Below are 22,772 nucleotides of genomic sequence, written 5' to 3'. Positions count from 1 at the left end.
CGATCAGCGCCGCGCGATCACTGCGCATGCCGTGCGCGGGCCGGAATTGCCGGCTGGCTGGGTCGTGAAGTCGTCGCGGTCGCGATGCACGACGAGCGCGCGGCCCACCACGTTGTTGGCGGCGCCTTCGGTCAGCGAAATCGAGTGGATGTCGACGCGGAAGCGTGCCACGCCGCTGGCATCGGCCACGAGGCTGGGGAGCTCGCCGGCGTGGCTGCCCGGCGCGCCGAACTTGCCGTGCGCGCCGCCGGTGGGATTGAAGTGGCCGCCCGAGGCGTTGCCGTTGTCGCCGCAGTCGCCCTTTTCATGGATGTGGAACCCGTGCTCGCTGCCCGGTGCCAGGCCGCGCACTTCGCCGGCCACCCGCACGCCGTGGTCCAGCGCGGTGAAGGTCACCGTGCCGCGCGTGGGGTTGGGCGAGATCGCCGCGGTGGGCATCAGTTCGGCGGCCGCGCTCGGCTTGCCGCCCATCATGCCGCCGCAGGCCGAAAGCAGGGCGCTGGCGAGAATGGCGGTGCCGATGGCAATCGAGAGACGATGGTTCATGGTTTTTCCTTGGACGGTCCGGAAGATTGTTGAGAAGAAAAGGAACGGGAAGAAGAAGTCTTTTTGTCCGGAGACCCCGGAACATATACCGGAGCAGGAGGCGTGCCGCAATCAGCCGCGGCGCCGGATTGCGCCTGCTGCGCCTCACGGTCGTGCTGCTCCTGCTGCTCTTGCCTCTCGTGCGCCAGCGCAACCAGCCGGGCCAGTGCCGCATCGTGAATCGAGTGGCGGCGCAACTCCAGCAAGGTCTGGCGCGCGTAGTCGAGCGAGCTGCCGTAGCGGCCCACCGCATGGGTGAAGATGTGGCGATAACGCTCGTCGCTGAGCTCCCCCGTGAAATTGGGGCTGCGCCTGGAGAGCGTGAAGGCAAGCGCACGCACCGGGCCTTCGGGTGTGACGCACTTGAGCCATTTCGGGTCGTACACGCCGGTGGGCATTTCGCGCAGCCAGAGCCTGCGCAGGGTTTCGAGACCCTGGGACGCTGGCACCCGGAACACCATGCCGCGGCAACTGCCGCCTGACAGCAGGCCGAAGACGAGGCCCGGCGTCTGCACGCTGCCGCGGTTGATGCGGCTCCACATCTTCAACGCGCGATGCCAGCCATGCACCCAGGCGAACCGGCGCTCGGCAAAGTCGAACTCGGGGCGCCAGATGAGCGAGCCGTAGCCGAAGAGCCACAGATCCTCGCGGCCACCCCAGTCGGCGATGGCCTGTTCGAGCATCGGCTGCGGGTCGCGCAACGGCCGCGGCATCGGGTCCAATCCCGGTGGTCCGGGATCGGGTGCCGGGCCCGAGGCATCGGCGCCTACAATTTGGCGATCATGGTTCACCGCACCATTATTTACCGACCTCTTCCCTACGGAGAACGCAGACCCATGAATGAAGACGACAGCCAGCAAAAATTCGCCCTCGGGTTTCTCGTGATATTGATCGCGCTGGTGATCTCCTTCGTACTGGGCATCGCGTTCTGGCACAAGGGCAAGAACGCGGCGGCAAAGGCCAGGCCCGCCGTAGCGGCTGCAGCGGCCCCTGCGGCGCCGGCGCCCACCACCACCGTGGCCGAGGTCACCGAAACGGTCACAGTCGTGATCCCCGACGGCGCCAGCATCCGCGTGGCCAACGGCGTGGTGAACTTCTATTTCGCGACCGGCAGCGCCGATCTCGCACCCGGTGCCGCCGAGGCGCTGGCCGCCGTCATCAAGGGCGTGGAGAGCGGCCGCAAGGCCGTGGTCTCGGGCTTTCATGACACCACCGGCGACGCGGCCCTCAACGAGCAGCTCGCCAAGAAACGCGCCGATATGGTCCGCGACGTGCTGGTAGGCCTTGGCGTGCCCGCCAGCAAGGTCGATCTGCAAAGGCCCGCCGTCACGGCAGGTTCGGGCAACAACGCCGAGGCGCGCCGCGTCGAGGTCAAGCTGATCGATTGAGCGCCGTTCGCTCAAGTTGGCGCGCGGATGTAGATTCGTATTGCCAGGGTGGCCGTTTTCGATCGGCCTTGTTCTGCTGTCTTGGTACTATTGACTTCCAAGTCGAAGGTCGCAAAAGTGACAGTGGCCAGTTGCCGGCAGCGCGACCGAATACATCCCCATGAGCACACATCCCACCGTCCTTGACGTTACCGATCGCATTCGCGAACGCAGCCGGGGGCCGCGCAGCGCGTACCTCCAGCGCCTCACCGAAATCCGCAACCGCGACCGCGGCTCCGATCGCATGGGCTGCGCCAACGTCGCGCACGCCGTGGCCGGCATTCCGGCCAACGACAAGTTCAGGGTGGTGACGGAGCGCGCGCCCAACATCGGCATCGTCACCGCCTACAACGACATGCTCTCGGCCCACGCGCCGTACCAGAGCTATCCCGACATCATCAAGAACGAGGCGCGCAGCCTCGGCGCCACGGCGCAAGTGGCCGGCGGCGTGCCCGCCATGTGCGACGGCGTGACCCAGGGCACGCCCGGCATGGAGCTGAGCCTCTTCAGCCGCGACGTGATCGCCATGGGCACCGCGGTGGCGCTCACGCATGACATGTTCGACGGCGCGCTGCTTCTGGGCGTGTGCGACAAGATCGTGCCGGGCCTGTTGATCGGCGCATTGCACTTCGGGCACCTGCCCACGGTGTTCGTGCCCGCCGGCCCCATGCCCTCGGGCCTGTCGAACGGCGAGAAGTCCAAGGTGCGCGAACAGGCGGCGCAAGGCCTGGTCGGCCGACAAGGCCTGCTCGACGCCGAGATGGCGGCCTATCACACCGTGGGCACCTGCACCTTCTACGGCACCGCCAACAGCAACCAGATGCTGCTCGAGGCCATGGGCCTGCACGTGCCTGGCACCGCGTTCATCCAGCCTGGCGATGCCATGCGCGAAACGCTCACGCGCGAGGCCGTTCGCACGGTGCTCGGACGCGCGAGCGAAACCGCATTCAATTGCCCGCCCATCGGCGAGGTTGTGGACGAGCGCTGCATCGTCAATGCCATGGTCGCGCTGCTGGCCACCGGCGGCTCCACCAACCACCTGATCCACTGGGTGGCCGTGGCGCGCTCGGCCGGCATCGTGATCGACTGGGACGATTTTTCGCAGCTCTCCGACGTCATTCCGCTGCTGACACGCGTCTATCCCAACGGCAGCGCCGACGTCAACGCATTCCAGGCCGCGGGCGGCCCGGGCTTCGTGATCGGCGAGCTGCTCGACGCAGGCCTGATGCATGCCGACGTGCTGACCGTGCGCGCCGGCGGCATTCGCGAATTTGCGAACGTGCCCACCATGGCCGGCGACAAGCGCCTGGTGTGGCAATCCGCCGCGCCTTCGAAGGACGAGGCGGTGGCTCGGCCCGTGGAGAACCCCTTCAGCGCCACCGGTGGCCTGAAGCTGCTCAACGGCAACCTGGGGCGCAGCGTGATCAAGGTGTCTTCGGTGCCCGACGACCGCCACGTGATCGAAGCACCGGCGCGTGTCTTCGATTCGCAGGCCGCGCTGCAGCAGGCCTTTACCGCCGGCGAACTCGAGCGCGACGTGGTTTGCGTGGTGCGCTGGCAGGGACCGCAGGCCAACGGCATGCCCGAGCTGCACAAGCTCACGCCGCCGCTGTCGGTGCTGCAGGGCAAGGGCTTCCGCGTGGCGCTGGTCACCGACGGCCGCATGAGCGGTGCATCGGGCAAGGTGCCGGCCGCCATCCACGTTTCCCCCGAAGCCGCCGCGGGCGGCCCGCTCGCCAAGGTGCGCGACGGCGACGTCATACGCCTGGATGCGGTAGCGGGTACGCTTGCCGTGCTGGTGCCCGACGACGAATGGGCCGAACGCGAGCTTGCCAAGCTGCCCGAAGCCAAGCGCATCGCCGACGGCCACGGCCTCGGCCGCGAACTGTTCGCCGGCATGCGGCGCAATGCATTGACTGCTGAAGAAGGAGCCTGCTCATGGCTGTAGATAACAACAAACTCACCGCACTCGACGTCATGCGCGATGCACCGGTCATCCCGGTCATCGTGCTGAACGACGTGAAACATGCCATTCCACTGGCGCGCGCGCTGGTGGCCGGCGGCATCCGCATGCTCGAAGTCACGCTGCGCACGCCGCAGGCGCTCGAATGCATCGAAGCCATTGCCAAGGACGTGCCCGAAGCCGTGGCCGGTGCGGGCACCATCCGCAGCGCGGCCGATGCGCAGGCCTCGGCCCTGGCGGGTGCCAAGTTCGGCGTGAGCCCTGGCTACACGCGCGCGGTGGGCAAGGCCTGCCACGATCTCGGCCTGCCGCTGCTGCCCGGCGTGGCCTCCGGCAGCGAGATCATGACGGCGCAGGAAGACGGCTATACCGAGCTCAAGTTCTTTCCCGCGCTGCAGGCGGGCGGGCTGCCGATGCTCAAGGCCTGGCAAGGGCCGTTCGGCGACGTCACCTTTTGCCCCACCGGCGGCATCCATGCGGGCAACGCGGCGGAGTTTCTCGCGCTCTCGAACGTGGCTTGCGTCGGGGGCTCGTGGATCGTGCCGACCGACGCCATCCGTGAGGGCAACTGGGCGCTGATCGAGCAGCTGGCACGCGCCGCGAGCCAACTGCAGCGCTGACCATGCGCGCGGATTTCGACGCGAGCGACCTGAAGGTCATCGCGTTCGACGTTTTCGGCACGGTGGTCGACTGGCACAGCGGCATTGCCGCCGAGGCCGAACTCGCGTTGCCGGGCGTGGACGGCGCCACCTTCGCGCTGGCGTGGCGCGCCGGCTACCAGCCCGCAATGAAATCGGTGATGGAGCGCATTGCCGCGGGCGAGGGCGGCTTCACGCTGCTCGACGAACTGCACCTGAGCATGCTCGAGCAGGTGCTGCACGATTTCGGCCTGACCGAGCAACTCGACACCGCCGCCAAGCGCCACCTGAGCCGCGCCTGGCATCGGCTGCCCGCATGGCCCGATGCGGTCGAGGGGCTCACGCGCCTGAAGAAGAAGTTCACCATCTGCACGTTGTCCAACGGCAACATCGGCCTGCTCACCGAAATGGCCAAGCGAGCCGGCCTGCCGTGGGATTGCGTGCTCTCGGCCGAAGTGTTCAAGGCCTACAAGCCCGATCCGCGCACTTACCTTGGCGTGGCGGGCGTGTTCGACGCGACGCCAGGCCAGGTCATGCTGGCGGCGGCGCACCACGACGACCTTGCCGCGGCGCGCGTGTGCGGCCTGAAGACCGCCTACATCGAGCGGCCCCACGAATACGGCCGCGCGCAGCCCAAGGATGTTTCGCCGAACGCAGAGAACAACCTGCACGCGCGAGACATCAATCAATTGGCCGATCTGCTGGGCTGCTGATCGCGCCGAGGCTCAGCGGGCCGCAATTACCTTGCTCTTGCTGCGCCAAGCGATTTCGCGGACCTGATCATTCCGCGCATCATTTGCGTGAGCGGAAACTCCACCAGCTTGAAGACCATGTGCGAAGCCGCAATGGCCGCAACGCCGACCGCTGCGGAAATGGCGAGTATCTGCACTGCTGAGGAAATGCCGAGCAGCTTCACCGTGATGGGAATGCCGACCAGGATGAACGGGTGGAAGAGGTACAGCGAATAGGAGCTGTCACCAATGGCGAGCACCGTGCGCATTCTTTTCCAGAATGTTCCAAGCAGGATGATCCCGATGAACATCATGGCCGAAGGAATCGCCAGCGCAAATCCCCTCAGTTGGCCGCTGCCAAGGCCCTGGGATATCGCCAGGTGGGCGAGAAAAGCACCGGCAACGGTCAGGCCGATGGCGGCAGGAATGTGCTGGCGGAACAACCCCTTCTTGAACGCGACGCCAACGGCCACACCAAAGGCAAATTCCACGAACAGCGAAAAATTGATGACCTTGGGGTCTACGTTGAAAAGCAGCCCCATGAATGAACCCGCGGCCAGTACCAGGCAAGCAATGGTTGCGGTTTTTCGGTTGGCCGTGGGCAGCGCGACAAGCGCCCAGAGCGCATAGAAGATGATCTCGTAAGTCAGCGTCCAGCCGTTGTTCACCAGGTACGGCGCGGTGGTGGGCCACAAGAAAAACGAGGCGGCAATATCCGTTGCTTGCTGCGCGTTGCTGTTGATCAGGTTCGGCTTGAAGATCAGAACCAGCAATGCCAGCAACGAGAGCCCCCAATACAGCGGAAACACCCGCACGATCCGCTTTTCCATGAACTCCACATGCGTCATCGTCTTGTTGGCGGTGACAAAGTAGATGATGAAGCCGCTGATCATGAAGAAGATGTCGACACCGACGATGCCGAAATCGAACAACGGAATGGCGCCGCCCGAGAGCGCATGCGATTTTTGCGCGATGTGGTGAACGACCACCAGGAGAGCGGCAATGCCTCTTCCCGCCTGGATGGATTCAACGTACTGGGGCTGGTCGACCGCAATGGATTGAGACTTCACGAGATGCGATCCTGCTGAAGGGCGCCAACGAGAGCCGGCGAACCGGAAGGGGCGGCATTGCTGCTGCGCCGCAGCCGCCTTTCTTCACGCAGTTCGGCTTTTTGCAGCATTGCCATGGCGGAAAAAACAAGCGGACTCACAATGGCGAAGTGACGCGCGAAGGAGCCGAAATCAGGCTCGAACACGCCTTCGATAATGAGAAAAGACAAAGGCGCCAAGGCAATCTTGCCGGCCTGGATGATCTTTTTATTGTCGGACTTCGCACTCTTGACGATGACCTTCACCATCCAGATGAAGGTGAAAGGCATGATCGAAATAAATGCCAGCTGGCTGACCGATCCAAAGCGCAGAAGCTCGAGCGGGAATGCGAGCCTGAAAAACGTGATCGTCGCATTGAGCGCTTGCAGCAGTGCATTGTCGGAAGCAATGACCGCCTCGATCACCGTTCGCGATCCTTCGGCACCAACCTCCCGGTTTTCATTGACGGCGAGCCGCGCAAAGTCCAGCGTGACGCCCAGCGCAATCTGGAAAGTCAGCGCAAGTGCGATGTAAACCAGAACAATGATGACCAGCAGCCTGAACACAGTGAGCTGCTTTCTGATGAGCCTCAGCCCGAACCAGACGCCGCTGACCAGCAGCCAGTACTTTCTGACGACCCAGCCGTAAATCGTGGCGGACAACAGCCACGTGAGCCCGAACCATGGTTGCCGCGCCGCCATGACCGAGACGAGGACCACGGCGGCAGACAGCATGTCCTTGGAGAGAACCGAAAGAAAAATCGCCCGGATGACGCCCCAGGCCAGCGACGCGAGAAATACTCCCAGGGGAATGCGGGCGAACTGAAAGATGGGAATCAAGGTGAGCGACACGCTCAGCAGGGCGCCCGCCAATGGCGCGGTGCCGGCGCTCAACCCCACCGATTCAAGAAGGAACGCGCTGCAGGCGTAGGAGTTTCTTTCCTCGATGGTCGTGGATGTCAGCTGGCATGAATCGGCGCCGAAGAAGCTCAGCAGCGTGTCTTCGTCCGGAAAGATCTGGGCTGCCGTGTCGTGATACGCGAACGGAATGGCTCCAACGACGAGTGCGGCAAATAGAAATACGATGAGCGATATTGCCGGGTCGATCGCCTTGCCGCGGATGCTTAAACTGGTCAAATTCGTTCCGCTTTAGAAGAAAGCGCTCATTTGGAAGACGGGCAAAAATCAACGAGCCATTTCAATACTTTTGAACTGCTATCCGCGTTCAAGCATGAAAGTTCTTGTTGCAAATTCGGGCGTCTGAAGCGTTAAGCATTAACGCCTCTTGCCAAGGAACAGCAGCAAAGAATATGCCGGTCGCCCCTGCGAAGGCGGCTATTTTGTCTCGTTAATTCGCCCGCGCATTCCAGGCCTCGCGTTTCTTACGGTTGCTTGCAACCCGGCGGTAGCGGCCCGGTGGCCGGGCACTCATTGCGGCGGCTGATCAAGGTGCGCGCAAAGCGTCTGCGGCAGCTTCTGCCTTGTCGCCGGAGGCCTTCGATTTGTCCTGGATCAGTTCGACTTTGTAGCCGTCCGGATCGGTGACGAAAGCGATGACCGTACTGCCGCCCTTTACTGGGCCGGCCTCGCGCGTGACGTTGCCGCCGGCCGCCTTGATCTTTTCGCACGCCGCGTAGGCGTCGGGCACGCCGAGCGCGATGTGGCCGTAGGCCGTGCCGAGTTCGTAGCTTTCGGTGCCCCAGTTGTAGGTGAGTTCGATCTCTGCCTGGTCGGGGTTGCCGTTGCCGTAGCCGACGAAGGCGAGGCTGTATTTGTACTCGGGGTTCTCGGAGGTGCGCAGCAGGTTCATGCCCATCACTTTCGTGTAGAAGTCGATGGAACGCTGGAGATTGCCGACGCGCAGCATGGTGTGGAGAAGTCGCATCTCGTGGGTGCCTGTTCGTTGTTGTGGGAAGAATTCGATTGTCGGTTTTACGCGAGCGTGAGCAAGTGCGCCTCGTGCTTCTTCAGGAATTCGCGCAGGTGCTGCGGATACTCCGGCACCACGGCGCTGCGCACGCTGGGCCGCTCGGCCAGTGCCTTGCGCCATGCATTCACCTTGGGCAAGGCATCGAAGATGTGCGAGTCGCTGATCTCGTCGAACATCTCGAAGTAGCGAAAGACGGGCGCGAAGACCGCATCGACCAGGCTGAAGTCTTCGCCCGCGAAGTACGGGCCGGCGCCCAGCGCTGCTTCGACGCGCTCGAACTTGGCGGCGAGCGCCAGGCGCTTCTGCTCAAACACTTCGGCATCGCGCGTGGTCTCGTAGCCCCACAGGTCGCCCAATATGGCCGAGCCGAATTCCATCCACGCGCGGTGCTCGGCGCGGGTGAGCGGGTCTTCAGGATGCAGGCGCGGGCCGGGCTGGGTTTCTTCGAGGTATTCGCAGATCACGTTGCTTTCGAACAGCACTGCCTCGCCGCCGCTTGGCCGCTGAAGGCGCAGCAGCGGAACCTTGCCGAGCGGCGAGATCGCAATGAACCAGTCCGGCTTGTCCGCGAGGTCGATCACCACGCGTTCGAAAGGCACGTTTTTCTCGGCCAGGGCAATGGCTGCGCGCTGCACATAGGGGCACAGCAGGTGGCTGACGAGGGTAAGGGGTTGGGCCATTGGCGTGCTCCGGAAAAATAGGAAGGTGGGAGCGCCGCATTCTTGCGATCCCGAACAACCTTTTCCCGAAAAGCCCATTCGCCGAACGGGCGCCTTGTGCTATTTGGCGGTGTCCAGCCAGTGAGTGATGCGGCCCGCATGCATCACGCCGATGCGGTCGGCCATGGCATGGGCTTCGGCATCGTTGTGGGTCACCAGAATTGCGGTCTGCCCGGCGCGCTTGAGAATACCGCGCACCTCCGCCGTCAGGCGTTCGCGCGTGCCGCCGTCGAGGTTCGAAAAAGGCTCGTCGAGCAACAGCAGCGCGGGCGAAGGCGCCAGCGCACGGGCCAGCGCAATGCGTTGCTGCTGGCCGCCCGAGAGCTCGTGCGGAAAGCGTTCACCGGCGTCCGCCAGGCCGACGAGCGACAGCATTTCGGCCACGCGCGACTGCTGTTGCGCACGGCTCGAGCGGCGCAGCCCAAAGGCCACGTTCTGGCTTGCCGAGAGGTGAGGAAACAGCGCGTATTCCTGGAACATCATGCCCACGCGCCGCTGCTCGGGCGGCAGGTGCACCTGGGTCGAAGACAGCAGCACGTCGCCGAGCCGGATCGTGCCGGCGCGCACGGGCTCGAAGCCGGCGATGGCGCGCAGCACGGTGGTCTTGCCGCAGCCCGAGGGGCCGAACAGGCAGGCTATTTCGCCCGCGGGCAGGGGCAGCGAGAAGTCGTTCACCACGGTGTGCAGGCCGCGCGGTGTTTCGTAGGCGAGCTGGATCGACTCGAGGGAAAGAGGGGAACTCATGTTTTGTCCGGACCGGGCAAGGCCGATGGCGTGCCCAGTTGATTGCGTGCCAGCAGCACCACGGGCAGCAGCCCGGCCGCGACGATAGCCAGCGCGGCAATGGCGCCTTCTTCGTACGTGCCGCGGGCGGCCTCGGCATAGAGCCATGTGGCCAGCGTGTCGAAATTGGCGGGGCGCAGCAGCAGCGTCGCGGGCAGCTCTTTCATCGCGTCGACAAAGACCAGCAGCGCGCCCGTAGCGATGGCGGGCTGCAGCAGCGGCAGATGCACACGGCGCAGCGTGCCGCCGGTGGTTTCGCCCAGCAGCCGCGAGGCCTGTTCGATGGCCGGCGGAATACGGGCGAGCCCGGCTTCGATGCCGCCCACCGGCATGGCGAGAAAACGGATGGCGCAGGCCACCACCAGCACCACACCCGCGCCCATCAGCGGCAGGCCCGTGAAGCCGAAGGCGTTTGCCAGCGCGGCATCGATTGCCAGCGCGGGCGTGAGCAGCCCGATGGCGAGCACCGTGCCCGGCACCGCGTAACCGAGCGCGGCCACGCGTGCCTGCCAGCGTGCGCGGTTGGGCCGCGACCCCTGGCTGCGGGCCGCCCATGCCACCACCAGCCCCGCGGCCACGGCGACGACAGTCACGCCCGCGGCCAGTGCCAGCGTGTTGCCGAGGCTCGAGAGCAGGCCTTGCGAAATGCCGCCGCCCTGGCGCAGGCGCTTGCTGCTTTCCCAGACGAGGTAGAGAGCAGGCGCTGCGAATCCGATCATCACCGGCAACGCGGCGGTGGCGGTGGCCAGCCATGCCGCCCAGCCGTGCAGGCGGCGCGGCTGCATCGGGCGCATGCGCTGCGTCGAGCCGAAACGCTGATGCCGGCGGCCGTTGCGTTCGAGCCAGACCAGGGCCACCACCACGAACAGCATGGCGCAGGCAATCTGCGCCGCGCCGGCCAGGTCGGAGCGCGTGATCCACGTGGTGTAGACCGCCACGGTGAGCGTGTTAACGCCCAGGAATTCGGAGGCGCCGATGTCATTGAGCGTTTCGAGCAGCGCAAGGCTCAGCCCCACGGCAAGCGCCGGGCGCGCCAGTGGCAGCGCCACGCGAAAGAACGCGCCGCGCCGGCTCTCGCCCAGTGTGCGGGCGGCTTCCATCAAGTGCGCGGGCTGCGTCATGAACATCGCGCGCGCCGTCATGTAGACGTACGGGTAGAGCACAAAGCCCAGCACGAACATTGCACCGGGCATCGAGCGCAGGTCAGGCAGGCGGAACTGGCGTGGGCTGTCGAAGCCCAAGGCCCAGCGGATCGCACCCTGCACGGGGCCGATAGGGTGCAGCAGGTCCAGGTAGGCGAATGCAACGATGTAGGTCGGCATGGCCAGAGGCAGCAGCAGTGCCCAGTGCAGCACGCGGCGCCCCGGAAAGTCGCAGGCCGTGACCAGCCAGGCGCAGCCGGTGCCTATCACCAGCACCAGCGCGCCGACACCCGCAAGCAGCACCGCCGTGTTGAGCGCCGCCTGCGGCAGCACGTGCGCGAACAGCGGCCCCCAGTGCGCCACGCCGGAGCCGAACGCGAGCCAGGCGAGCGTGAGCACCGGCGCAAGCACGCCGATGGCAATTGCAAACGAAGCGCTGCGCCAGAGCGGGCCTGCGGCGTGCAGGCCACCGAAACTCATGCGAACCACAGGCCTTCCATTGCTCCCGCTCCCCGGGGGGCGAGCAACATCACTGATCGAAGCCGACCTTGTCGACCAGCGCGCTGGCTTGCTTGCGGTACTTGGCAATGTCGGTGAGCGGCAGCGGGTCGACCTTCAACTCGCCGATGGTCTCGCCGATGATCGGGTCGAGCGCCACGCCCTTGCGCACCGGGTATTCGTAGTTGGCTTGCGCGTACAGCGATTGCGCCGGCTCCGACACCAGGAACTCGAGCAGCTTGACCGCGTTGGCGCGCTGCGGCGAGTTCTTGGCCACGGCCGCGCCGCTGATGTTGACGTGCGTGCCGCCGCTCTTGCCACCCGCGAAGGTCGGGCGGATCACCTTGATGGCGTCGCCCCACTTGCGCGCGTCGGTGCCTTCCTTGGCGCTCTTCATCTGGCCGACGTAGTACGAGTTGGCCAGGCCGATGTCGCAGATGCCGCCGAGAATGTCGCGCGCCACGTCGCGGTCGCCGCCGGTGGCCTTGCGGGCCAGGTTGGCCTTGACGCCGCGCAGCCACTGTTCGGTCTTGGCTTCGCCGTCGTGCGCGATCATCGATGCGATCAGCGCCGTGTTGTAGGGGTGCTGGCCCGCGCGGATGCAGACCTTGCCCTTCCACTTCGGATTGGCCAGGTCTTCATAGCGGAGGCTCGTGATCGGCTGGTTCTTGTCGGCGTAGAGCACGCGCGCGCGCAGCGAAAGCGCAAACCACTGCCCATCGGCGCCGCGCAGGTTGGCGGGAATGGCCGACTCGAGCGCGGCCGATTTCACCGGCTGCGTCACGCCGCCGTCCACCAGGTCCATCAGGTTGCCGATGTCCACCGTCATCAGCACGTCGGCCGGCGAGCGTGCGCCTTCGGCCTTGACGCGCTCCAGCAGGCCGTCCTTCACGAACACGGTGTTGACCTTGATATTGGTCTGCGTGCTGAAGGCCGTGATCAGCGGCTGGATCAACGCGGGCTCACGCGTCGTGTAGAGCGTGAGTTCGTCGTTGGCGGCAAAGGCAGGCAGGGCGGCAGCGGCCAGCCAGGCGGCGGAGACGCCGAGCAATGCGCGGGCGGCGCGGCCTTGAACGCCGAGGCGGTCGGTCATGAAGGATCCTCCAGGTGCAGGGACAGGTTTCGAGAGAAGCATCGCGCCGCATGGCAACGATGCGAATCATTATCACTGCCATTGAGGCGGTTTTACGTCCTTGCACTTACAAGAAGCACCGGGCCGCGCCGGTTAATCCACCCATTGACAAGCCTCGCCCGGCGCTGCGCGCGTGGTGCGAAAGCGGTTGGCCGGGTGCGACGGGTCCTCGTAACCGAACGAGATGCCGCAGACGATCTGGCGGTCGTCCGGAATCTCGAACCAGCGGTGCAGGAACCTGGAGCGCGACGCGACGGCCGCCTGCGCGATGCTGGCCACGCCCAGGCTGCGTGCCGCCAGCATGAAGTTGCCGACATAGGCGCCGCAGTCCAGTGCGCCGTAGGTGCCGAGCACTGCCTCAGTGGTCACGAGGGCAAGGTGCGGCGCCCCGAAGAACCTGAAGTTCTCCTTGGCCTGCCGCGCCGAAGCCTCGCGGTCGCCGCGCACGATGCCGACGCTCTCGTACAACTGAAAACCGCATTCGCGGCGGCGTTCCTGGTACACGCCGCGGTATTCCGCGGGCGGCGCAATGTCGAACGCGGCATCGGCCGCGGCTTCGTCCGAATCGAAGGCCTGGCGCAGCCGCTCGGTGGCTTCGGCACTGGTCACGATCACCTGCCATGGCTGCGAGTTGCACCAGGAGGCGGTGCGCTGCGCCATCTGCAGGACCGCGTCGACGGTTTCGCGCGCAACGGGTTCTGCAAGGTAGGCCCGGCAGCTGTATCTCTCCGAAAGAAGAGTCTTGAAGGCCGGAGCAAGGCCAGGGTCGAGCGGCGTGAGTGGCATGGCGGCGGCCCGGCTTACCGGGGAGAAGGCATTTCGAACACCAGGCAGGTGGTGGTGGCGTGCGCGTACAGCGTACCGTCGGGGCCGAAAAGCCGCGCCTCGGCGGTGGCGAGTTGCCGGCCGCAATGGATGACCTTGCCCTCGGCGCGAACCCGCTGCACCTTGGGCGTGAGTCCTTTCACGTAGTTCACGCTCAGCTCGGCGGTGGTGTAGGCGCGGCCGACCGGCATCATGGTGTGGACAGAGCAGCCCAGCGCCGAATCGAGCAGCGTGGCAACCCAGCCGCCATGGATGGTGCCGAGCGGGTTCAGATGCTGCGGCAGCGGTGTGCCCTGGAACACGGCCACGCCGGGGCTCACCGAAAGAAGCGTGAAGTCGAGCGTCTTCGCGATGGCGGCATAGGGGATTTCGGCGCGCAGCATCGCTTCCATCATCTGCAGGCCGGTCTTGCCGGCAATCTGCTCGGGGCGTGCGAGTCCCGGGCCGGGCCCCGCGTCCAGGCGCTGGACGATCTCCGCCTCCTGGGCGATCCAGGCATCGATGGAATGGGGCTCGGACATGAAAACTCCTTGATAGTTGCAGGTGCAATTATTGTAGCTACAATGAAATCATGAATGTCGCTCTGAAGCCCCCTCAGTTGAAGCCCCAGGGATGTACCAATTTCCGCTTGCGCCGGCTCTCCAGGCTGGCGTCGCGCCTGTATGACGCGCACGTTGCGCCCAGCGGGCTCAAGACCACGCAGTATTCACTTCTCTCGCACGTGCTGCATTTCGGGCCGCTGCGTCCGGTCGACCTGGCGCGCGAGATGAACGTCGACGCCTCCACGCTCACGCGCAATCTCAAGCCGATGCTGGCGGCGGGCTTTCTGGTGCAGACCGAGGGCCCCGATGCGCGCAGCCGCATGCTGTCGATCACCGACGCGGGCCGCGAGAAGCGGGCCGAGGCGCAGCGGCTGTGGCACGGCGCGCAGCTGGCGCTCAACGATATCCTCGGCACGGAGCGCGTGCTGGCGCTGCATGCCCTTCTCGACGAAAGCCTGGAATTGCTGCAGCGCGCCGGGCTGGGCGATGCACAACCGGAAGACCAAGCGGGAGCCCGCGATGAATGAAACCTCAGTGCGGCGCCATGCGCTCTGGCTCGTGCTTCTGGCCGCCGCGGGCGCTTTCGCGCTCACGATGGGCGTGCGCCAGACGATGGGCCTGTTCCTCTCGGCACTCAACACCTCGACCGCGCTCGGCATCGGCAGCATCAGTCTCGCCTTCGCGTTCGGGCAGCTCTGGTGGGGACTCACGCAGCCCTTCGCGGGGGCCGTGGCCGACCGCATCGGCACCGGGCGGGTGGTGTTCATCGGCGTGCTGCTGGTGGCCATCGGCACGCTCGTCACGCCGCTCATGACGAGCACGGCCGGCCTGATCTTCGCCATTGGCGTGCTCGCGGCGGGCGGCGCCGGCATGGCGGGCCCTTCGGTGCTGATGGCCGCGACCACGCGCCTGGTGCCGGCGAACAAGCGCGGCCTGGCCACCGGCTTGGTGAATGCCGGCGGCTCCTTCGGACAGTTCGCGATGGCGCCGATCGCCGTCGGCCTGACGGCGGCCGTGGGCTGGGCCGGCGCGATGCAGTGGCTCGGCATGCTGGTGCTGCTGGCGTTGCCGGCCGCATGGGTGCTCAAGGGCAATTCGAACGCCATGGCCGCGGCGTCGGCGGCCGCATCGGGCACCAAGCCGCTGAGTGCGCGCCAGGCCATCGGCCAGGCGCTCGCGACGCCCAGCTACCGTTACCTGAGCCTGGGCTTCCTGGTCTGCGGTTTCCACGTCGCCTTCCTGGCCACGCACCTGCCCGGCGTCGTGGCGGCCTGCGGGCTGCCGGCCGAGGTCGGCGGCTGGGCGCTCGCGATGATCGGGCTCTTCAACATCGTCGGCAGCCTTGCCATGGGCTGGGCCGTGGGGCGCTGGCGCATGAAGTCGCTGCTGTCGCTGGTCTATGCCGCGCGCGGCATCGCCGTGCTGGTGTTCCTGCTGGCGCCGAAGACGACCACCGTCATGCTGGTGTTCGCCGCCGTGATGGGTGTGACCTTCCTGTCGACCGTGCCGCCTACCGCGGGCCTTGTCGCCAAGATGTTCGGGCCGGCCAACATGGCGATGCTGTTCGGCATCGTGATGCTGGCGCACCAGGTCGGCGGCTTCCTGGGCGCGTTCCTGGGCGGCTATGTCTTCCAGGCCAGCGGCAACTACGACATCGTCTGGTACATCGACATCGCGCTTGCCGCCGGTGCCGCGCTGGTGCACCTGCCGATCCGCGAAGCGCGGCTTGTGCGTTCGAAGCTGGCGGCCGCATGAGCGCGCACCGCGTGCAAAGCACAGGGGTCGATAAATGAACCAGGAACTCGATCCGCGCACGCGGCGGCTGCTCGAAGCGCCCATCGTGCCCACGCTGCTGCGGCTGGCCGCGCCCAATGTGCTCGTGATGGTGGCGCAGGCTTCCGTCGGGCTCATCGAAACCTACTTCGTCGGCAAGCTGGGCACCGATGCGCTCGCTGGCATGGCGCTGGTGTTCCCGATCGTCATGCTGATGCAGATGACGTCGAGCGGCGCCATGGGCGGTGGCATTGCCTCGTCCATTGCGCGAGCGCTGGGGGCGCGCCGCCGCGATGACGCTGACGCGCTGGTGTGGCACGCGGTCGTCATTGCCATCGGCTTCGGCTTGCTCTTCTCGCTCGCGCTGCTGGCCGGTGGGCGCTGGCTGTACGGAATCATGGGCGGCACCGGCGCCTCGCTCGAGGCAGCGCTGACGTACTCGAACTGGGTGTTTGCGGGCGCCGTGCTGGTGTGGCTCTTCAACTCGCTCTCGGCGATCATCCGCGGCACCGGCAACATGGCGGTGCCGGCGAACGTGACGGTGGCGGGCGTGGTGTTCCTCATTCCCGCATCGCCGTTGCTGATCTTCGGCTGGGGGCCGCTGCCGGGCATGGGCATTGCGGGCGGCGCGATGGCACTGCTGCTGTATTACCTGCTGGGCTCGGTGGCGCTCATCGTCTACCTGCGCTCGCCGCGCAGCCTGCTGCGCCCGACGCTCGCCGCGCTGAAGTTGCGCTGGCCGCTGTTCCGCAACATCCTGGGCATCGGGCTCGTGGGTGCGGTGTCCACGGTGGCAACCAATCTGTCGATCGGCATTGCCACTGCCTTGACCGGCCACTTCGGTTCAGGCGCGCTGGCAGGCTACGGAACCGCATCACGGCTCGAATACCTGCTGGTGCCGCTGGTGTTCGGCCTTGGCGCGCCATTGGTCGCGATGGTTGGCACCTGCATGGGCGCCGGGCAGCGCGAACGTGCGCTTCGTGCCACATGGGCGGGTGCCGCCCTGGCTTTTGCATTGACCGAGACCATCGGGCTCGCCGCGGCGCTGTTTCCGCGGCCCTGGCTGCTGCTGTTCGGCAACGATCCCGCCATGCTCGAAACCGGCGCGCACTACTTGCGCGTGGTGGGGCCGCTCTACGGCCTCTTCGGCGTCGGCCTGGTGCTGTACTTTGCCTCGCAAGGGGCGGGGCGCCTGCTGTGGCCCGTGCTTGGCAACATCGCGCGGCTGGCCGTGGCCGGAATCGGCGGATGGCTCGCATTGCGCTGGGGCGGCGGGCTGACCGGCGTGTTCGCCGCGCAAGGCGTGGCGCTGGTGGTCTACGGCATCGTCATCGCGTCGGCAATTGCAGGCGGCGCGTGGTTCGGCCGTGTCGGCTGGCCGCGCTCGCCTGCAAACCTGCTGCGGCGCGTGGCGGCGCAAGCCTGAGCCGGCTTTGCCCCAGGCAAGGCCTGGCGGGCGAAATCAATAGCGGTAGGGATTGTTGGGCCGGCGGTCGTAGCGGTTGGGAACGCCGTCGCCGTCGTAGTCCCTGCGGCCGTAGCGGCGCTCTTCCCAATGGCGATGCCGGCGGTGCTCGTAGCGGTCGTGTCCATGGTGGTAGCCCGGACCGTAATAGGGCCGCGGGGGCGGCGGAGCGTAGTAGTGATGGCGCGGCGGTGGCGGCGCGGGCACGACATACACCTGGGCCTGAATGAAGCGGCCGCCGGTCTGGGCTTGGGCCGGAGCGCTGAGGGCGGTCAGCGAGAGCAGGGCAGCGGCGCTGATTGCGAAGATGAGCTTTTTCATGGCAACTCCAATGGAGTGGTTGGAAGCCCTATCGTCGTGCTTCCATGTGAACGCTGTGTAAGGCTCGCGCGAAATCCGATAAAGAGCTGTAAGCCGCTGCGCAGCCGTTCCGCCATCCTAGGCGCCCTGTGCCGTGGCCGGAACCTGTCGAACGGACGTCAGCCGTGTGGCGGAGGCAGCATGCGCCGGAGCGCCTCGAAGAACAAGTCGGACTGCTCGCGTTCGCCCTGGATTTGAGCGGCGGCGTGGGCCGCCATCTCGGGGTCGACAGGAACCAGCGGGCGGCCGGTCGATTGCGCAATCACCTGGTGCAGGCTTGCGCGTTCGAGGTAATAGAGATCGTCGTAAGCGTGCGCAATGGTGGCGCCCGCCACGACGACGCCGTGGTTCGCGAGAAAGGCCACGTCTTTTCCCACCATGGCGCGTGCGATGCGCTCGCCCTCGGCATCGTCGAGCGCGAGCCCGTTGTACACCGCGTCGATCGCGATGCGGTTCATGTAGCGCATGGCGTTCTGACTCAGCGTGGGATCGAGCGCGCGGTCGACCGTGAGCGTGAGCGCGGTCGCGTAGGGCATGTGGCAGTGCAGCACGACGGCGTGGCCGGTGATGCGATGCACCGCGCCGTGGATGAAGAGGGCGGTCGGTTCCACCCGGTGGCGGCCGGCAAGCACCTCGCCGTGCACGTCGATCAGCACGATGTCGTCGGGGCCGATCTCGCTCCAGTGCAGGCCGCGAGGGTTGATCAGGTAGCGGTCTTGCGCGCCCGGGAGCATCACGCTGAAATGGTTGCAGACCCCTTCGGACAGGCCGTGGTGTGCGGCTGCGCGCAATGCGAGCGCAAGGTCTTCGCGCAACTTGCGCACGGCGGGGCTGGCGTAGTCTGAATCTGCGGACATCGACGGGGCCTCGTGGAGGTGGATGGATGTGGGTTGAAAAATTCGATCAGGCGCGGATCGCGCCCGTATAGGCTGCAACGAATTTCTGGGCATCGGCGCGCACCTCCGAGGCTTGCTTGCCCGGCTTGTACAACGCCGATCCGATGCCGAAGCCGGACGCACCGGCCGCACGCCACTCGGCCATGTTGGCTGGCGTGATGCCGCCCACGGGCATCAGCGGCGTGCCGGCAGGCAGCACGGCGAGCAATGCCTTCACCACCGCAGGCGATGCCAGTTCGGCCGGAAACAGCTTGAGCCCGGTCGCGCCCGCCGCCAGTGCGCCGAAGGCTTCGGTCGGCGTCATCACGCCGGGCAGGCAGACCATGCCGAGCCGCACGGCTTCGGCGATGACCTCGGCGTTGAAGTTGGGCGAGACGATGAGTTCGCCGCCGGCCGAATGCACATAGCGCACCTGCTGTGCGTCGAGCACCGTGCCGGCGCCCACCAGTGCCTGCGGAAAGCGCGTGCGCATCAGCGTGATGCTGGCATAGGGCTTCGGCGAATTGAGCGGCACCTCGAGCAGCCGGAAGCCCGATTCCACGATGGCGTCGCCCACGTCGGCGGCCTCGGGCGGCGTGAGCCCGCGCAAGATGGCGACCAGCGGCAGTTCGCGCATCGCGGCGTCGAATTTTTCTTGAGGAGTCGTCATGAGGGTGTTCTGTCTGCGTCGAGAAAGCCGGACAGCGCGTGCAGCCCGGCCCAGGTGGCTTCGGCGCCGAGCGTGCGGGTGGCGGTGCCGGTAGCGCTCAGCGCAAGTGTGTAGCGTTGGGTGAGTGCGGGGGAGCCGATCAGCACCACTTCGCCGAAGGCATGCAGCGATTGCGTGCGCAGCTCTTCGCCGATCAACAGGCCCGAGAGATAGCTCGCGAGTTCCTGCGTGGGCATGCGTTCGAACAGCGCCAGCGTGCGTGCGCCGAAAGCGTTGTGCAGCAAGCCCTGGCCGTTGTCGGCGCGGGTGACGCCTTGCACGAAGGCTGCCTCATCGAGCGGTGCATCGACAGCGAGCGTGCGCGCAAGAATCGAATGCTGGCTCAGCAGCGCATAGAACTCGCCGGTCATGAAGGTGCGAAATCCGGTGACGCGGCCTTTCTGGACCGTGGCCCACTTGTTGTGCGTTCCCGGCAGTACGAAGACGCCTTCGTCGACATCCATCAACGCCATGGCGCCGAAGATCTGCACTTCTTCACCGCGCATGACATCGGGAACGCCATCGTGCTCGTCGCTGAGGCCCGGAACGATGGCAATGCGCGAACCCGGTCGCGCATCGATGTCGATGATCTTGCGGCCCACTTCGACGCGGCCCGCGGGGCAGGCGCAATACGGCGCCTCGACCCAGCCCTGCTTGCTGCCGGCCATGCCGGAGATCAGGCAGCGCGTGCCTTCGAGCTGCATCCAGTCGCCGAACAGCTCATCGAATACCGCGGGAAAGCCGCCCGCGGGCACCTTGAGAATGCCGCGTGTGTCGCTGCGTTCTTCGAGCACCTTGCCGCCGGCATCGAGCAATGCGCCGCGCAAGGAGCTCGTGCCCCAGTCGATGGCTACCAGTCTGTTCATTCTAGTGATTGTCGCGCGGCACAAAGCTTCCGCGGCGGCCGCGCAGGAAGGCCAGGTCGGCCCCCTGGTCGGCCTGCAGCACCGTGTCGACATAGAGCTTCCAGTAGCCCGAATCGAGCGGCGCCTTGGGCGCGACCCATTTTTCGAGCCGCTTGGCCAGTTCTTCGTCGCTCACGTGCAGGTGCAGCTTGCGGTTGGGCACGTCGAGCTCGACGATGTCGCCGTCCTGCACCAGTGCGAGCGGGCCGCCCGCCGCGGCCTCGGGCGACGTGTGCAGCACCACCGTGCCGTAGGCCGTGCCGCTCATGCGCGCATCGCTGATGCGGACCATGTCGGTGATGCCCTTGCGCAGCACCTTCGGCGGCAGCGGCATGTTGCCCGACTCGGCCATGCCGGGGTAGCCGCGCGGACCGCAGTTCTTCAGCACCATGACGCAGTGCTCGTCGATGTCCAGGTTCTCGTCGTCGATGCGCTTGTGCAGGTCGTCGGCGTTTTCGAATACCACCGCGCGGCCCTTGTGCACCAGCAGCTCGGGCGTGGCAGCGCTCGGCTTGATGATGGCGCCGTTGGGTGCGAGGTTGCCGCGCAGCACGCAAATGCCGGCCTTGTCCTTGAAGGGCTCTGCCAGCGAGCGGATCACTTGCGGGTTGTAGTTCTCGGCGTCCTTCACGTTGTCCCACAGCGTCTGGCCGTTGGCGGTGATGGCGTCCTTGTGCAGGTGCTCCGCAATTTCCTTGATGACCACCGGCAGGCCGCCCGCGTAGCAGAAGTCTTCCATGAGAAAGCGGCCCGAGGGCTGCAGGTCGACCAGGCACGGCAGCTCCGAAGCCAGGCGGTCGAAGTCGTCGAGCGAAAGATCGACGCCGATGCGGCCGGCAATGGCCAGCAGGTGAATCACCAGGTTGGTCGAGCCGCCGATGGCTGCATTCACCTTGATGGCGTTCTCGATCGCCTGGCGCGTGAGGACCTTCGACATGTTGAGGTCTTCATGGACCATGTCGACGATGCGGCGGCCGGCCATGCGCGCCAGCACGTTGCGGCGGCCGTCGACCGCCGGGTACGCCGCATTGCCCGGCAGGCCGATGCCGAGCGACTCGACCATGCAGGCCATGGTGCTCGCGGTGCCCATCGTCATGCAGTGCCCATGGCTGCGGTGCATGCAGCTCTCGGCCTCGAAGAAGTCTTGCAGCTTGAGCGTGCCGGCACGCACCTGTTCGCTCATCTGCCACACGCCGGTGCCCGAGCCCAGTTCCTGGCCGCGCCATTTGCCCGAGAGCATCGGGCCGCCCGAGACGCCGATGGTCGGCAGGTCGACGCTGGCCGCGCCCATCATGAGCGCGGGCGTGGTCTTGTCGCAGCCCATGAGCAGCACCACGCCGTCGAGCGGGTTGCCGCGAATGCTTTCCTCCACGTCCATGCTCGCAAGGTTGCGGTACAGCATGGCGGTGGGGCGCAGCAACGTTTCGCCGAGCGACATGACCGGAAACTCGACGGGAAAACCGCCTGCCTCGTACACGCCGATCTTGACTTGCTCGGCCAGCGTGCGGAAGTGCGAGTTGCACGGCGTGAGCTCGCTGAAGGTGTTGCAGATGCCGATGACCGGACGTCCGTCGAACTGGTCGTGCGGCACACCCTTGCCCTTCATCCAGCTTCGATAGATGAAGCCGTCGCGATCATTGCGGCCGAACCATTGCTGGCTGCGCAGGTCTTCGGGATTTTTCTTCTTCGGCGGGGTGGTCATCGCTTGTCTCCGGTAACTGGAAGTGTGCCGGCAGGTCAGGGTTTTTCCTGCCGAAACGCGTTTTCAATCATCATATGATAAGCGTGAGACGCTATCGCTGCGTTCAGGGTTTTCGAGTGGCTGGCAGTGCGCGCACCCAGTCATTAACGGCAAGAAGCAAGAGCAAGAAAACCCAACAAAGACAAACAACAGGCACGCATGATCAAGAACGTTCACGGCAATACCGTCGACCGCATCGGAAGCGACATCGTCGCTGGCCGCTATGCGCCCGGCGCGTCCATTCCGCCGGAACCTCTTCTGTGCGAGGAGCTCGGCGTCAGCCGCACCGTGATTCGCGAATCGATCAAGTCGCTGATTGCGAAGGGCCTTGTCACCAGCGGGCCCAAGGTGGGCACGCGCGTGCAGCCCGCGGACCAGTGGAACTGGTTCGATGCCGACGTGATCGTCTGGCAGACCGAGGCGGGCCTGTCGGCCGAGTTTTTGCGCGACCTGCAGGACCTGCGCCGCGTGGTCGAGCCTGCCGCCGTGGGGCTGGCCGCTCTGCGCGCCACGGCCGAAGACATCGCCGACATGGAAGAAGCCTACGCGGGCATGAAGCGCGCCATCGAGTTCGGCGGCGACTACATCACGCCCGACCTGCGGTTTCATCAGGGGCTCATCCGCTCCAGCCACAATCGCATGCTGGTGCAGATGAGCCGTGCGCTGGGAGCGCTGCTGCGTACGAGCTTCGAAATATCGACCAGCCGCAAGAACGGCCCCGCCAGTTCGCTGCCGCTGCATCGCGCGGTGCTCGACGCCGTGATTGCGCGCGATTCGGCGCGGGCTGAAAAAGCCGTGCTGGTGCTGATCGACGGTGCACGGCACGACATCGAGCAGGTGCTCGCCTCGCGCAAGAAGCTCCCGCGCATCAGCCGCCCCGCCACCAGGCTCAAGGCCTTTCCGCTCTAACGGGCGATAAATTTCATAACAACAGCAGAAGTG

Annotated in this window: 24 protein-coding genes; 8 read left to right on the top strand and 16 right to left on the bottom strand. The window is 66.0% G+C overall.

The window, feature by feature from the left end:
- Window positions 1-3: 3 nt before the first annotated feature.
- Both EJI00_RS04240 and EJI00_RS04235 read right to left on the bottom strand, forming a co-directional pair.
- Window positions 4-546 carry a superoxide dismutase family protein gene (locus EJI00_RS04240; RefSeq protein ID WP_126746226.1) on the bottom strand — a complete coding sequence of 181 codons (543 nt, stop codon included), beginning with the start codon at window positions 544-546 and terminating at the stop codon, window positions 4-6.
- Complete coding sequence (locus EJI00_RS04235; RefSeq protein WP_126746225.1) at window positions 543-1,298, bottom strand: gamma-glutamylcyclotransferase; 756 nt, start codon at window positions 1,296-1,298, stop codon at window positions 543-545. Before EJI00_RS04235 ends, EJI00_RS04240 begins: the two co-directional genes overlap by 4 nt.
- Before the next feature lie 123 nt (window positions 1,299-1,421).
- Between EJI00_RS04235 and EJI00_RS04230 the strand changes: the two genes are divergently transcribed.
- The 4 genes from EJI00_RS04230 (at window position 1,422) to EJI00_RS04215 (ending at window position 5,326) form a co-directional block, all read left to right on the top strand.
- Window positions 1,422-1,973: an OmpA family protein gene (locus EJI00_RS04230; protein WP_126746224.1), complete on the top strand. Its 552-nt coding sequence runs from the start codon at window positions 1,422-1,424 to the stop codon at window positions 1,971-1,973.
- A gap of 160 nt (window positions 1,974-2,133) precedes the next feature.
- Window positions 2,134-3,960: a phosphogluconate dehydratase gene (edd, locus tag EJI00_RS04225; protein ID WP_126746223.1), complete on the top strand. Its 1,827-nt coding sequence runs from the start codon at window positions 2,134-2,136 to the stop codon at window positions 3,958-3,960.
- Window positions 3,951-4,595 carry a bifunctional 4-hydroxy-2-oxoglutarate aldolase/2-dehydro-3-deoxy-phosphogluconate aldolase gene (eda, locus tag EJI00_RS04220; protein WP_126746222.1) on the top strand — a complete coding sequence of 215 codons (645 nt, stop codon included), beginning with the start codon at window positions 3,951-3,953 and terminating at the stop codon, window positions 4,593-4,595. The genes edd and eda overlap by 10 nt, the downstream gene beginning before the upstream one ends.
- A 2-nt stretch (window positions 4,596-4,597) precedes the next feature.
- The gene (locus EJI00_RS04215; RefSeq protein ID WP_126746221.1) at window positions 4,598-5,326 is read left to right on the top strand and encodes a haloacid dehalogenase type II; all 729 of its coding nucleotides are present in this window, start codon (window positions 4,598-4,600) and stop codon (window positions 5,324-5,326) included.
- A gap of 26 nt (window positions 5,327-5,352) precedes the next feature.
- On the opposite strand, the gene EJI00_RS04210 is transcribed toward EJI00_RS04215, so the two are convergent.
- From EJI00_RS04210 to EJI00_RS04170, 9 genes are all read right to left on the bottom strand, one after another.
- Window positions 5,353-6,333, bottom strand: a complete 981-nt coding sequence (locus tag EJI00_RS04210) for an acyltransferase (protein WP_260590456.1) — start codon at window positions 6,331-6,333, stop codon at window positions 5,353-5,355.
- 77 nt (window positions 6,334-6,410) lie between these two features.
- Window positions 6,411-7,568 carry a hypothetical protein gene (locus EJI00_RS04205; protein ID WP_126746219.1) on the bottom strand — a complete coding sequence of 386 codons (1,158 nt, stop codon included), beginning with the start codon at window positions 7,566-7,568 and terminating at the stop codon, window positions 6,411-6,413.
- A 307-nt stretch (window positions 7,569-7,875) separates the two neighbouring features.
- Window positions 7,876-8,316, bottom strand: coding sequence for a lactoylglutathione lyase (gene gloA / locus EJI00_RS04200; RefSeq protein ID WP_126746218.1), 441 nt, complete (start codon window positions 8,314-8,316; stop codon window positions 7,876-7,878).
- A 47-nt stretch (window positions 8,317-8,363) separates the two neighbouring features.
- Entirely contained in the window at window positions 8,364-9,041 is a 678-nt protein-coding gene (locus tag EJI00_RS04195; RefSeq protein ID WP_126746217.1) for a glutathione S-transferase family protein, read from the bottom strand.
- 99 nt (window positions 9,042-9,140) lie between these two features.
- Complete coding sequence (locus tag EJI00_RS04190; protein ID WP_126746216.1) at window positions 9,141-9,824, bottom strand: ABC transporter ATP-binding protein; 684 nt, start codon at window positions 9,822-9,824, stop codon at window positions 9,141-9,143.
- A complete protein-coding gene (locus EJI00_RS04185; RefSeq protein ID WP_126746215.1) occupies window positions 9,821-11,485 on the bottom strand; it encodes an ABC transporter permease in 1,665 nt (554 codons plus the stop codon). The genes EJI00_RS04190 and EJI00_RS04185 overlap by 4 nt, the downstream gene beginning before the upstream one ends.
- Before the next feature lie 49 nt (window positions 11,486-11,534).
- The gene (locus EJI00_RS04180) at window positions 11,535-12,596 is read right to left on the bottom strand and encodes a Fe(3+) ABC transporter substrate-binding protein (RefSeq protein WP_126746214.1); all 1,062 of its coding nucleotides are present in this window, start codon (window positions 12,594-12,596) and stop codon (window positions 11,535-11,537) included.
- Between the two features lie 132 nt (window positions 12,597-12,728).
- Entirely contained in the window at window positions 12,729-13,421 is a 693-nt protein-coding gene (locus tag EJI00_RS04175) for a nitroreductase (protein WP_126746213.1), read from the bottom strand.
- A 14-nt stretch (window positions 13,422-13,435) separates the two neighbouring features.
- Window positions 13,436-13,981 (bottom strand): PaaI family thioesterase, encoded by a 546-nt coding sequence (locus tag EJI00_RS04170; protein ID WP_126746212.1) that lies wholly within the window; start codon window positions 13,979-13,981, stop codon window positions 13,436-13,438.
- Between the two features lie 50 nt (window positions 13,982-14,031).
- Between EJI00_RS04170 and EJI00_RS04165 the strand changes: the two genes are divergently transcribed.
- The 3 genes from EJI00_RS04165 to EJI00_RS04155 are packed head-to-tail and all read left to right on the top strand — an operon-like array spanning window position 14,032 to window position 17,201.
- On the top strand, window positions 14,032-14,529 hold the full coding sequence (locus tag EJI00_RS04165) for a MarR family winged helix-turn-helix transcriptional regulator (RefSeq protein ID WP_126746211.1): 498 nt from the start codon (window positions 14,032-14,034) through the stop codon (window positions 14,527-14,529).
- Window positions 14,522-15,757, top strand: coding sequence for an MFS transporter (locus tag EJI00_RS04160; RefSeq protein WP_126746210.1), 1,236 nt, complete (start codon window positions 14,522-14,524; stop codon window positions 15,755-15,757). Before EJI00_RS04165 ends, EJI00_RS04160 begins: the two co-directional genes overlap by 8 nt.
- A gap of 34 nt (window positions 15,758-15,791) precedes the next feature.
- Window positions 15,792-17,201, top strand: coding sequence for an MATE family efflux transporter (locus EJI00_RS04155; protein ID WP_126746209.1), 1,410 nt, complete (start codon window positions 15,792-15,794; stop codon window positions 17,199-17,201).
- Window positions 17,202-17,237: 36 nt separating this feature from the next.
- Here EJI00_RS04155 and EJI00_RS04150 read toward each other — a convergent pair whose 3' ends face one another.
- The 5 genes from EJI00_RS04150 to EJI00_RS04130 all read right to left on the bottom strand — a co-directional run bounded on the left by EJI00_RS04150 (window position 17,238) and on the right by EJI00_RS04130 (window position 21,791).
- Window positions 17,238-17,561, bottom strand: a complete 324-nt coding sequence (locus EJI00_RS04150; protein ID WP_126746208.1) for a hypothetical protein — start codon at window positions 17,559-17,561, stop codon at window positions 17,238-17,240.
- Between the two features lie 158 nt (window positions 17,562-17,719).
- Window positions 17,720-18,457 carry an aldolase gene (locus EJI00_RS04145; protein WP_126746207.1) on the bottom strand — a complete coding sequence of 246 codons (738 nt, stop codon included), beginning with the start codon at window positions 18,455-18,457 and terminating at the stop codon, window positions 17,720-17,722.
- A gap of 46 nt (window positions 18,458-18,503) precedes the next feature.
- On the bottom strand, window positions 18,504-19,145 hold the full coding sequence (locus EJI00_RS04140) for a 2-dehydro-3-deoxy-6-phosphogalactonate aldolase (RefSeq protein WP_126746206.1): 642 nt from the start codon (window positions 19,143-19,145) through the stop codon (window positions 18,504-18,506).
- Window positions 19,142-20,050: a 2-dehydro-3-deoxygalactonokinase gene (locus EJI00_RS04135; RefSeq protein WP_126746205.1), complete on the bottom strand. Its 909-nt coding sequence runs from the start codon at window positions 20,048-20,050 to the stop codon at window positions 19,142-19,144. The genes EJI00_RS04140 and EJI00_RS04135 overlap by 4 nt, the downstream gene beginning before the upstream one ends.
- A gap of 1 nt (window position 20,051) precedes the next feature.
- Entirely contained in the window at window positions 20,052-21,791 is a 1,740-nt protein-coding gene (locus EJI00_RS04130; RefSeq protein WP_126746204.1) for an IlvD/Edd family dehydratase, read from the bottom strand.
- Between the two features lie 198 nt (window positions 21,792-21,989).
- Between EJI00_RS04130 and EJI00_RS04125 the strand changes: the two genes are divergently transcribed.
- Window positions 21,990-22,739 (top strand): FadR/GntR family transcriptional regulator, encoded by a 750-nt coding sequence (locus EJI00_RS04125; protein WP_126746203.1) that lies wholly within the window; start codon window positions 21,990-21,992, stop codon window positions 22,737-22,739.
- Window positions 22,740-22,772: the final 33 nt, after the last annotated feature.

This window comes from Variovorax sp. DXTD-1 (assembly GCF_003984625.1).
In the GTDB taxonomy this organism is placed as follows: Bacteria; Pseudomonadota; Gammaproteobacteria; order Burkholderiales; family Burkholderiaceae_C; genus Variovorax.
The sequence above is the reverse complement of the archived record's forward strand: the minus strand, read 5'-3'. Positions and strand labels throughout refer to the sequence as shown.